The 10,819-nt window shown below is 68.6% G+C and carries 10 protein-coding genes; 6 read left to right on the top strand and 4 right to left on the bottom strand.

What is annotated here, in order from left to right:
* Window positions 1-94 precede the first annotated feature (94 nt).
* Complete coding sequence (locus V7Q42_RS17330) at window positions 95-1,114, bottom strand: ABC transporter substrate-binding protein (protein ID WP_333825364.1); 1,020 nt, start codon at window positions 1,112-1,114, stop codon at window positions 95-97.
* 446 nt (window positions 1,115-1,560) lie between these two features.
* Between V7Q42_RS17330 and V7Q42_RS17335 the strand changes: the two genes are divergently transcribed.
* The 3 genes from V7Q42_RS17335 to V7Q42_RS17345 all read left to right on the top strand — a co-directional run bounded on the left by V7Q42_RS17335 (window position 1,561) and on the right by V7Q42_RS17345 (window position 4,504).
* Window positions 1,561-2,679, top strand: coding sequence for a helix-turn-helix transcriptional regulator (locus V7Q42_RS17335; protein WP_333825365.1), 1,119 nt, complete (start codon window positions 1,561-1,563; stop codon window positions 2,677-2,679).
* 225 nt (window positions 2,680-2,904) lie between these two features.
* Window positions 2,905-4,041, top strand: coding sequence for an iron-containing alcohol dehydrogenase (locus V7Q42_RS17340; RefSeq protein ID WP_333825366.1), 1,137 nt, complete (start codon window positions 2,905-2,907; stop codon window positions 4,039-4,041).
* 10 nt (window positions 4,042-4,051) lie between these two features.
* Window positions 4,052-4,504, top strand: coding sequence for an acyl-CoA thioesterase (locus V7Q42_RS17345; RefSeq protein ID WP_333825367.1), 453 nt, complete (start codon window positions 4,052-4,054; stop codon window positions 4,502-4,504).
* A 57-nt stretch (window positions 4,505-4,561) separates the two neighbouring features.
* Here the strand turns inward: V7Q42_RS17345 and V7Q42_RS17350 are convergent, their stop codons facing one another.
* On the bottom strand, window positions 4,562-5,857 hold the full coding sequence (locus V7Q42_RS17350) for a solute carrier family 23 protein (RefSeq protein ID WP_333825368.1): 1,296 nt from the start codon (window positions 5,855-5,857) through the stop codon (window positions 4,562-4,564).
* A 416-nt stretch (window positions 5,858-6,273) separates the two neighbouring features.
* On the opposite strand from V7Q42_RS17350, the gene rpsU reads away from it, so the two are divergent.
* The 3 genes from rpsU to V7Q42_RS17365 all read left to right on the top strand — a co-directional run bounded on the left by rpsU (window position 6,274) and on the right by V7Q42_RS17365 (window position 8,239).
* Complete coding sequence (gene rpsU / locus V7Q42_RS17355) at window positions 6,274-6,549, top strand: 30S ribosomal protein S21 (RefSeq protein ID WP_333825369.1); 276 nt, start codon at window positions 6,274-6,276, stop codon at window positions 6,547-6,549.
* Between the two features lie 180 nt (window positions 6,550-6,729).
* On the top strand, window positions 6,730-6,948 hold the full coding sequence (locus tag V7Q42_RS17360) for a hypothetical protein (protein WP_333825370.1): 219 nt from the start codon (window positions 6,730-6,732) through the stop codon (window positions 6,946-6,948).
* 190 nt (window positions 6,949-7,138) lie between these two features.
* Complete coding sequence (locus tag V7Q42_RS17365) at window positions 7,139-8,239, top strand: PIG-L family deacetylase (RefSeq protein ID WP_333825371.1); 1,101 nt, start codon at window positions 7,139-7,141, stop codon at window positions 8,237-8,239.
* A gap of 227 nt (window positions 8,240-8,466) precedes the next feature.
* On the opposite strand, the gene V7Q42_RS17370 is transcribed toward V7Q42_RS17365, so the two are convergent.
* Window positions 8,467-9,216 (bottom strand): SDR family oxidoreductase, encoded by a 750-nt coding sequence (locus tag V7Q42_RS17370; RefSeq protein ID WP_333825372.1) that lies wholly within the window; start codon window positions 9,214-9,216, stop codon window positions 8,467-8,469.
* A 35-nt stretch (window positions 9,217-9,251) separates the two neighbouring features.
* Window positions 9,252-10,724, bottom strand: a complete 1,473-nt coding sequence (locus V7Q42_RS17375; RefSeq protein ID WP_333825373.1) for an aldehyde dehydrogenase family protein — start codon at window positions 10,722-10,724, stop codon at window positions 9,252-9,254.
* Window positions 10,725-10,819: the final 95 nt, after the last annotated feature.

Raw genomic sequence — 10,819 nt, forward strand, 5'->3', positions numbered from 1 at the left:
CGGTACCGATGGTCCCGAACGCACGACCTCCCGTTGGTGGAACGGGAGGTCGCAGAGGGTCATGAGGCCGGGGGCGCACCCTCGGCCGTCGACGTCACTCGGCGAAGCCGAGATCGACGAAGGCCTTGGCGTCGACGTTCTCGTCCACCAGCTTCTCCGACTTGTACCAGGCGATCTGCTTCTCGATACCGGCGAGGTCGAGCTTGCCGGTCGGATCGCAATAGGGCGCCGAAGCGATCACCTTGGCCGCCCCCTGATCCGCCGGATCGGAGGGATAGACGTATTTGGCGATCTGCGCCGCGGCTTCCTTGGCCTTGTCGTCGGCGACCCGGTCGCCGGACGCGTCGGAGCGCAGCAGCGCCGCGCCGTAGTCGGCGAGCCCCTTCTTGTAGGCGCGGACGAAGCGGGCGACCACGTCGCGCTTCTCGGCGACCAGCTTCGGCGAGGCGAACAGCGCCCCGTACTGGTAGTCGGCGATGTCCGACATCGGCGAGACCAGCTTCGCCTCGCCGCGCGCGATCATCGGCCCGGCGATGTGGCTCGGCAGGATCGTCGCGTCGACCTGGTTGGTCTTCACCGCGGCGATCATGTTGGGTAGCGACTGCACCGGCTTCATGGTGATCTTGGCGAGATCGAACCCCTTGGCTTCGGCGATCTGGCCGAGCTGGTAGTGGAAGGTCGAGCCGACCTGGGTGATCGCGACGGAGGCACCGGCGACCTTCTCCGGCTTGTCGAGACCCTTGGCGAAGGCGTCGTTGGAGGCGATCAGCTGATTGCCGGCGAAGCCCTTCTTCTCGGCGCCCTGCGAGGCGACGATCTCGAGGCCGCCCTTGCCGGCGAGGTTGAGCGAGCCGGCGGTGATGCCGGTGAGGCCGAAATCGGCGTCGCCCGAGGCGATCGCCACGGCGATCGGCTGCGCCGCCTGGAAGAACTTCAGCTCCAGTTCGAGCCCTTCGGCCGCGAAATAGCCGCGCTCGACCCCGAGGTAGAGCCCACCCGACGATACGAATCGCAGCACGCCGACCGAAACCTTGTCCGCCGCCGCCGCACTCGAAGCGATCAGCAATGCGACCGATCCGGCCGCGAACCCTGCGAGCACCGTCCTACGATTCATCGGACCCATCGTCGTCACCTCCGCTGTTCTTTTCGGTCCCGATTTGTAACGAGACGGCGCAGCGATGGAAAGGGTCGCCGGACGACGGCGCTCCCCCCGCGCGCGCCGCCGCTCCCCGCCCGCACTTCCTCCGACCGTCCCCTCGGTGAACCGCACCCCGTTCGCCGCGCCGGGAGGTCGAACCGCGCGAAGGAAAAAAGAGCCGGGGACGGCATCGCCATCCCCGGCCGTGAAACAGGCAGGAATGAAGCCTGCGATCACCGAAAACATGTCGCATCCGCCGAACGGCGGGCGGGTGATCGAAGCACGATGATCATCCCTCCCACCCACCGTCGTCGCATCCCCCATTTGGGATACGTCTCAATCCGCATCTCGTAATTTTCCACATGCTGCACTCAACCACAGGCTTCATGATCCGGCCACCGAGACGAGACGCGGAGGGTGGGGTGCGCAACGATGATCCGATCCATCGAGCGGTCGCTGCGATCTACGATGCGGCGACCGATCCGGATCGATGGCCGTTCGCCCTCCAGGCGATCGCCGACGTGACCGGTGACGTCGGCACCGTCCTGATGTGGCGGCGCGACGACGGGAGTTTCGGGACCATCGTGTCGCCGGCCCTCGAGAAGGCCCAGGCCGACTACGCCACCCATTGGTGGCAACACGACATCCGCGCCCTGCGCGGTGCCGAACTCGCCTATGCCTTCCCCGACGACGGCGTCACCGATCGCGACATCGTCACCGACGAGGAGACCCGCACCCATCCGATCTACACCGACTTCCTCATCCCCCACGGGATCGGATGGTTCGCCGCCGCCGACGTCGCACCGGACCCGCAGATCTACGCGGTGATCAGCGTGCAGCGGCGGTACGATGCGCCCCGCTTCACCGACGAGGAAGTGCGCCTCGTCTCCAGGCTCGGGCACCATGTCGAACAATCGCTTCGCCTGAGTATCCGGCTGATCGACGCCGAGGTCACCAGGGATGGTCTCGCCGCGGCCCTGGCCGCGATGAAGATCGGGCTGTTCGGGCTGGACTCGCTCGGGCGGATCACCACCACCAACGCCGCCGGCCGTGCCCTCCTCGACAACGGCCTGTCGATCGCGGACCACCGTCTCGCACCGCGCGACCATGCCGCCCACATCGAATTCGTCGAGACGTTCGAGGCGGCGCGCGGAGACCTCGCGGCCGTCGGTCCCAAGACCATGATCCTGAGAACCGGCGACGAGACCGACCCGCTGCTGCTCCATTTCCTCCCGGTCTCCGGAGGGGATGCGATCACCGACACGTTCCTGATGACCACGCGGGTCTTCGTCCTCGTCTCGCGGATCGGTCGCAACGATCCGGTCGACCCGGCGATCCTGCGCGATCTGATGGGGCTGACCCTCGCCGAGGCGCGGGTGGCGACCCTGGTCGGCAACGGACTGGCGCCGAAGGCCGCCGCCGGTCGCCTCGGCATCACCGAGGAGACGGCGCGCACCGTCCTGAAACGGGTCTTCTCCAAGACCGGCGTCTCCCGGCAGAGCGAGCTCGTCGCCCTCCTCGCCGGCCTGGTGATCCGCTGAGGCACCCGCCCGCTCTCCGGGCGACACGCGCGACCCGTCTACGAATCGATTGGAGGACCGTGTAACCTCCCCGCTCGACACGGCGGGTCGCCGTCGACGAGGGGGCGGGCGGTCGCGTCGCACCCTCGGAGAAGACGATCTCCCACGGGGGCGTTCACCGCGACCGCCCCCGAAATCGGCGCCCTCGGCGCCGCCCCACCGATGCGATCGGACGACGAGGACGGCATGAACGGCTACACCTTCGAGACCACCCCGCGGATCGTCTGCGAAGCCGGCGCCGCCCGTGCCCTCGGCGCCGCCGCCGCTGCGCTCGGCATCCGACACGCCCTGCTGGTGAGCGACGCCGGGCTCGTCGCCGCCGGCCTTCTCGACCCCGTCGAGGCGAGTTTCGCCGCCGCCGGCGTGGCGACCACCCGCTTCACCGACGTCCTCGCCGATCCGCCCGAGGAGGTCGTCCTCGCCGCCGTCGATTTCGCCCGGCGCGCAGGCGTCGACGGCGTCGTCGGCCTCGGCGGCGGCTCGTCGATGGACACCGCCAAACTCGTAGCGCTTCTCGTCGGCACGCCGCAGGAACTGCCGGCCATCTACGGTATCGGCCTCGCCCGCGGACCGCGCCTGCCGCTGATCCAGGTGCCGACCACCGCCGGCACCGGCTCGGAGGTCACCCCGATCTCGATCGTCACCACCCCGACCCACGAGAAGAAGGGTGTCGTCTCGCCCCTGCTCCTGCCCGACGTCGCCGTCCTCGACGGCGAACTGACCCTCGGCCTGCCGCCTCGCGTCACCGCCATGACCGGCATCGACGCCATGGTCCACGCCATCGAGGCCTACACCACCCGGTCGAAGAAGAACCCGATCTCCGACGCCCTGGCGATCGCGGCGATGAAGCTGCTCCACGCCAACATCCGCCGGGTGATCGCCGACGGCCGCGACATCGCCGCGCGTTCCGCCATGCTGCAGGGGTCGATGCTCGCCGGCATGGCCTTCGCCAACGCCCCCGTCGGCGCCGTCCATGCGCTGGCCTATCCGATCGGCGGCCATTTCCACGTGCCGCACGGGCTCTCCAATGCCCTGGTGCTCGGCCCCGTCATGGCGTTCAACCAGCCCGCTTGCGACGCCCTCTACGGCGAACTCGCCGCCGCCATCCTGCCGGGCAGCGCCACCGGCGCCGATCTCGTCGCGGCGATGCGCGACCTCGTCGCCGAGATGCCGATGGAGCAGCGCCTGCGCGACGTCGGCATCGCCGAGAGCGATCTCGGCATGCTGGCAACCGACGCGATGAAGGTGACGCGGCTTCTTGTCAACAACCCGCGCGACGTCGCCCACACCGACGCCCTCGCCCTCTACACCGAAGCCTTCTGAGACCCGCCCGATGACCGCCCGCACCCGCAAGACCGAGACGCTCACCGACTACCCGGCCCACCTGCCGATCCAGACCCGCTGGATGGACAACGACGCCTACGGCCACGTCAACAACGTCGTCTACTACTCGTGGTTCGACACGGCGGTGAACCGCTTCCTCATCGACCGGGGCGTACTCGACATCGCCAAGTCGGAGGTGATCGGCCTGGTGGTCGCCACCAACTGCGCCTATTTCGCCCCCGTCGCCTTCCCCGACGACATCGTCGCCGGTCTGCGCGTCGCCCACCTCGGCCGCTCCAGCGTGCGCTACGAGGTCGGCCTCTTCCGCGCCGGCGACCCTCACCCGGCTGCCGCCGGCGAGTTCACCCACGTCTACGTCGACCGCGCCACGACCAAGCCTGTGGCGCTGCCTGAGAAGCTGCGGGCGGTTCTCGAAGCGATCACCCACCCGCCGGCGGCCTGACCCGATCCGACGGCGAAGGAGCGGGATCGCCCCTTCGCCGTTTGATCCTCGTGCCCCTCACTTCGCCTCGTGCCGGCGGTCGAGCAGCGCGTAGAGGGCGATGGCGCCGAAGGTGGCGGTACCGATGCCGCCGAGGGTGAAGCCGCCGAGATGCAGCGTCAGGTCGCCGGCGCCGGCGATCACCGCCGCCGCGGTGGTGATCAGGTTCTTGGTCTCGGAGAAATCGACCTTGTTCTCCACCCAGATCCGGCCCGCCGTGGCGGTGATCAGACCGAAGATGACGACCGACAACCCGCCGATCACCGGTCCCGGGATGGTCAGGATCAGCGCCCCGAACTTCGGCGAGAAGCCGAACAGGATGGCGATCGCCGCCGCCACCACGAAGACGATGGTGGAATAGATGCGGGTCACCGCCATGACGCCCATGTTCTCGGCGTAGGTGGTCACGCCGGTGCCGCCCGACATGCCGGAGACGATGGTGGCGATACCGTCACCGACGAAGGCGCGGCCCATGTAGGGATCGAGATTGCGGCCGGTCATGGCGCCGATCGCCTTGATGTGCCCGAGGTTCTCGGCGACCAGGATGATCGCCACCGGCGCGATCAGCGCCATTGCGCCCGGCGAGAAGGTCGGCGCCGAGAAATGCGGCATGCCGAACCACGCCGCGGCGGAGAGGCCGGAGAAGTCGATCGGCTTGGCCATGCCGAAGGCGCTCGCACCGACGGCGTAGAAGAGATAGCCGGCGAGCCCGCCGATCAGCACCGGGATGCGGCGCAGCGTGCCCGGCGCATAGACCGCCGCCACGCCCACCGCGACGATGGTGACGAGACCGACGGTGCGATCGAAATCCGAGGCCGAGATGCCCTTGACCGCGATCGGCGCCAGATTGAGGCCGATCGCCGCGACGATGGCGCCGGTCACCGCCGGCGGCATCAGCTTCTCGATCCACTCGTAACCGGTCTTGATCACGATCAGACCGATCAGCATGTAGACGACGCCCGCCGCGACGATGCCGCCGAGCGCCGGCCCGATGTTGGTGTTGGGCCCCGAGCCGCCATAGGCCGAGGCCGCGATCACCACCGCGATGAACGAGAAGCTCGAGCCGAGGTAGGACGGCACCCGCCCGCCGACGATGACGAAGAAGATCAGCGTGCCGATGCCCGACATCAGCACCGCGACGTTGGGATCGAAACCCATGATGATCGGCGCCAGCACCGTCGAGCCGAACATGGCGACGACGTGTTGGAAGCCGGCGACGAAGGTCTGCGGCCAGGGCAGCCGCTCGTCGGGTCCGACGCGATCGGCCGTGGTGACAGTCCAGGATGGGAACCAGCTCGTCGAAGGCTCGCTCATGTCGTCCTCGTTTTCGTGATGGCCGAAAAGCGCCGCCGACGCGCACCCGACAACTGAGATTTCGCCGCGGCTGTCGGACGAACGTAAAGTGAGTCGCGAGGGGGGAATATGCTGGTGAAGGGCGATGCGGGGGATGTCCACCGGAAGAATCGGCCGAATGCGGGGTTCGATCGCTGCCGGTCCGCGACCCTCCGGTGCGAATTACACACTGGCGCCGCCGCGACCGATGGCCTACACAGAGGGGGTGGCAGGGTCGTTCGACGGTCGAACGCGGAGTCACCAAGGGATCTTTCCCGAATTCGTGTCCTCGTCGTCCGCCGGCGCATCGCGGCGGAGACCCGGACATCGTTCGTGCCTTTCTCGATGCCGTCGCGTGTCGTCGAGGCATCCCCTCCTCTCGTGAGATCGGAAAACTCGTGCAGGTCTTGGTTCGTGAAAACAACGTCGAGCAGGCGCTTCGCGTCCTGAAGAAGAAGATGCAGCGTGAAGGCGTCTTCAAGGAGATGAAGCAGCGCCGCGCCTATGAGAAGCCCTCGGAGAAGCGGGCGCGCGAAAAGGCCGAGGCGGTTCGCCGCTCCCGCAAGCTCGCTCGCAAGAAGGCCCAGCGCGAAGGCCTCCTCCCCGCCCCGAAGCGCAAGGAGCGCACCGCGCGTCCGCGCCCGGCGGCGTTCGCCGCGCCCACCGCGGATTGACGCCCTCTTCGCGAAGACCGGAGGTGCCGGCGCACCCCGGCTTCCGCGACTCGCGGCGGACCCGCCCACTTCGCAAAGGCGCGACACGCGCACCGGTAGACCGTCGGTCTCATTCGAGGCCCGACGGGTTCCCCGGCCGAACGCGCGCTTCTCGACCCGAACAACTCGGAGACGACGCCCATGGCTCGCAAGCCCGCCACGAAGAGCGAGTTCGTCCTCTTCGATGTGTTCTACGACGACGGCAGCCGGCGCTCCAATCGGCGCGTTCCCAAGGAAATTCTGGGAGGGTCGGACGGCGACGAGCCGGCGCGCGCCCTCCTCGAAGCCCAGGACCGGGAGATCGCCGAGCGCGCCGGCCGAGCGATGCCGGCGATCACCGCGGTCAAGCGCTCGGCTTGACGGCATGGTCCATCGGCGCCGCCGTCCCGGGCGTCGCCACACGCCTCGAATCGCGATGAAGTTCGGCTTTCCGGTCGGAAACGGCCGGGACCGAGAGGGTTCACGGTTAAGGTGAATTCGCGCATTCGTTTGAAATTGATCCCCGTTCTCGGCGACCATGGTCGAAATCCAACGAGAACGAGTGATCGACATGTCGACGAAGGCGAAGACGATTCCGGCCGTCGCAATGATGATTCTCGCCCTGATGGCGACAGCGTCGCCGTCGCTGGCCGGCCGCTACCGTACCCCGACCCCGCAACAGGCGCAGTTCTACGAAGACCTGAAGAGCGGCAAGCGTCCGGTGAGCCGCAAGATTCTGCCGCTCGCCCGTCGCCGCGCCCTCGAGGCGGCGCCGAAGTCCACCGCCGCCCCGGCGTTGGCGTCGCCCACCGCATCGGCGGTGACGTCGGCCGTCGCCGCCGTGAAGCCGTCGGCCGCGGTCTACTTCACCGCCCACCCCGACGACTTCGTGCTCTTCATGAATCCCTATCTCGACGTGGCGCGCAACGACACCACGGCGATCTTCGTCTTCGTGACGGCCGGCGACGCCGGGCTCGGCAAGGGGCCGACGGGCGCACCCTACTACGCCGCGCGCGAGAACGGCGCGCTGCGCGCCATCCGCTTCATGGCCGACGTCTACGACACCACCGTCGCGTCACCGGTCACCGGCACGGTGAAGCTCGCCGGCCACTCCATTCGCCGCGTGACCTACAAGAACACCGTCACCTATTTCCTCCGCTTGCCGGACGGTGCGGTGGAGGGCGTCGGCTACCCGATCAGTTCCTACGCCTCGCTGATGAAGCTGAAGACCGGCGAGACGACCTCGATGCGGGCCGTCGACGGCTCGACCACCTACAAGGGCTGGAACGATCTCGTCACCACCTTGACCGCGCTGGTCCGCAAGGAGGCCGCCGGTTCGTCCAACGTCTGGCTCGATGTCCACGAGGCCGACCCTGTTCTCAGCCCCGGCGACCATTCCGATCATCAGGCGACCGGCCTCGCCGTCTCGGCGATCCAGCCGAGCCTGCCCTGCACCAACATCGCCTATTACGTCGGCTACGCCACCTCCGGCCTCGTCAACCTCGATCTCGACGACATCGAGAATCGGTCGGCCGTCTACGGCATCTACGTCTCCGGCGTGTTCGAGAAGGGTTATCCCGGCAGCCAGATCTGGGAACCCGGCCACAAGTCGTGGCTCGCCGGCATGAACTACCGCCTCGTCCCCGGCAACGGTGCCGCCTGCACCTTCTGATACCGAGCCGATGAAGTTTCGACCTCTTCGAAACATCATCGGCGAAGGCGAGCCCGAACGGGCGTCGGCCGGTCGGGCCGTGACTCACGAAATTCGGACGAGTCCGAATTTCGTGAACTCGGTCTAAGAACCGAAATCGGCCCTTCGGACCGCCGGCGAACGGCGTGGCCCGAGCGCAGTACCACGAGGATGACCGTCGCGCCGGAATGAACTCCGGCGCGACGCCGTCAGATGCACCGTCCGCCGTCGACCTCGAGCGCCACGCCGGTGATGAACGCCGCCTCGTCGGAGGCGAGCCACAGCGCCGCGTTGGCCATGTCGGCCGGCTGCGACAGCCGTCCCATCGGGATCGAGGCGACGAACTTGGCGCGCAGCTCCGGCGTGTCCTCGCCCATGAACAGGCCGAGCATCGGCGTGTCGCCGGCGACCGGGCAGAGGCAGTTGACGCGGATCTGTTCCGGTGCCAGTTCGACCGCCATCGACTTGGTCAGCGAGATCGCCGCCCCCTTCGAGGCGTTGTACCAGACGAGACCGGGGCGCGGCCGGAGCCCCGCCGTCGACGCCGTGTTGATGATCACGCCGCCGCCACCCTGGGCGCGGAAGACCGGGATGACGGCCTGCGCCATCCAGTAGATCGCCTTGACGTTGACCGCGAAGATCCGGTCGAAGGTCGCCGCGTCGACCTCCAGCATCGGCCGGTTGCGATGGGTGGTGCCGGCATTGTTGACGACGATGTCGATGCGGCCGAAGCGCGCCGCGGTGCCTTCCACCAGCGTCGCCACCTCGTCGCCGTCGGCGACGTCGACCTTGACGCCCAGCGCCTCGCCGCCGATGGCCTCGGCCACCCGCTCGGCGGCTTCCCCGTCGAGATCGGCGATCACCACCTTGGCGCCCTCTTGCGCGAACCTCTCGGCGATCCCCCGCCCGAATCCCGACGCCGCACCGGTGACGATCGCAACCTTGCCCTCGAGCCGCATGGAACCTCCTCCTCCCGTGATCTTCGTTCTTCGTCTCAACCGTGCGTCAGCACGACCGTCTTGGTGGCGGTGAATTCGAGCAGCGCCTCGAAACCCTTCTCGCGGCCGTGGCCGGAGCGCTTGAAGCCGCCGAACGGCAGCTCCACCCCGCCGCCGGCGCCGTAGCCGTTGACGAACACCTGCCCCGCCCGGATCGCCCGGGCGAGGCGCATCTGCCGCGCCCCGTCCGCCGTCCACACGCCGGCGACGAGCCCGTAGGGCGTGGCGTTGGCGAGTTCGATCGCCTCTGCCTCGTCGTCGAACGGCGTCACGCACAGCACCGGACCGAACACCTCCTCGTGCCAGATCGCCGCCGCGCGCGGCACCGGCGCGAACACCACCGCCTCCTGATAGAAGCCGCCGGCCGGCGCGTTGGCCGCGATCGTGCCCCGCCCCACCACCGGAATGCCCTGCGCCTCCGCCGCCGCGACACGCGCCGCCACCCGCGTCCGCTGCTTGGCCGAGACCAGCGGGCCGAGATCGAGATCGGCGTCGTGAGGTCCCGCGACGAGACGCGAGAAGCGCTCGCCGAGCCGCGCCACCACCTCGTCGAAGATCGGCCGCTCGACCAGGATGCGCGATCCCGCCGAACAGGTCTGGCCGCCGTTCTGGATGATCGCCTTGACCAGCACCGGCAGCGCCGCCTCGAGATCGGCGTCGGCGAAGACCACCTGCGGCGACTTGCCCCCGAGTTCGAGGGTGCAGCCGACGTGGTTCACCGCCGCCGCCTGCTGGACGAGGGTGCCCACTTCCGGCGAGCCGGTGAAGGTGACGTGGTCGATGTCGCGGTGGCCGGCGAGCGCCGCCCCCGCCTCCGCTCCGAGGCCGGTGACGACGTTGAAGACGCCGGCCGGGAACCCGGCTTCCAGCGCCAGTTCGGCGACCCGGATCACCGAGAGACAGGCATCCTCCGCCGGCTTGACCACCAGCGTGTTGCCCGCCGCCAGCGACGCCCCGGCGACGCGGCCGAGGATCTGGGCGGGATAGTTCCACGGCACGATCGAGGCGACGACGCCGAGTGGTTCACGGAGGGTCATCGCGGTGTAGCCGGTCGAGATCGGGATGGTCTCGCCCATCAGCTTGTCGGCCGCCCCGCCGTAGAACTCGAAATAGCGAGCGAGCGCCGTCGCGTCGGCGCGGCCCTGTGAGATCGGCTTGCCGGTATCGCGGGATTCGAGCTCGGCGAGCTCTTCCGTATGCGCCGTCACCACGCCCGCGAGCTTCGTCAGCAGCCGTCCGCGTTCCATCGCCGACAGCTTCGCCCAAGGGCCGGCGGCGAAGGCCGCACGCGCCGACGCCACGGCAGCGTCGACATCCGCCGCCCGCCCGCGCGGGATCGAAGCGAAGACGGTGCCGTCGGAGGGCGCCACCACGTCGAGACGCTCGCCGTCGATCGCCTCGCGCCGTTCGCCGTCGACGATGCCGAACCACGGGGTGATCTCGCTCGACGCCGGTTTCGCCCGTTCCATTCCGTCCTCCTCCACACCGGTCTCGCGCCGGTCCGGCGAAGTTAGAGTCCGTTTTGAAAATCACGGATGAGCGTTTCGCCTGAGGAGATTGCCAC

Source organism: Pinisolibacter sp. (assembly GCF_036782435.1).
GTDB lineage: Bacteria > Pseudomonadota > Alphaproteobacteria > Rhizobiales > Ancalomicrobiaceae > CALBKH01.

Coding starts and splice junctions, on each gene's coding strand:
- V7Q42_RS17350 (WP_333825368.1), bottom strand. CDS start 5,857: ATGAGCGAGCCTTCGACGAGCTGGTTCCCATCCTGGACTGTCACCACG.
- V7Q42_RS17345 (WP_333825367.1), top strand. CDS start 4,052: ATGACCGCCCGCACCCGCAAGACCGAGACGCTCACCGACTACCCGGCC.
- V7Q42_RS17340 (WP_333825366.1), top strand. CDS start 2,905: ATGAACGGCTACACCTTCGAGACCACCCCGCGGATCGTCTGCGAAGCC.
- V7Q42_RS17375 (WP_333825373.1), bottom strand. CDS start 10,724: ATGGAACGGGCGAAACCGGCGTCGAGCGAGATCACCCCGTGGTTCGGC.
- V7Q42_RS17365 (WP_333825371.1), top strand. CDS start 7,139: ATGTCGACGAAGGCGAAGACGATTCCGGCCGTCGCAATGATGATTCTC.
- V7Q42_RS17330 (WP_333825364.1), bottom strand. CDS start 1,114: ATGAATCGTAGGACGGTGCTCGCAGGGTTCGCGGCCGGATCGGTCGCA.
- V7Q42_RS17370 (WP_333825372.1), bottom strand. CDS start 9,216: ATGCGGCTCGAGGGCAAGGTTGCGATCGTCACCGGTGCGGCGTCGGGA.
- V7Q42_RS17360 (WP_333825370.1), top strand. CDS start 6,730: ATGGCTCGCAAGCCCGCCACGAAGAGCGAGTTCGTCCTCTTCGATGTG.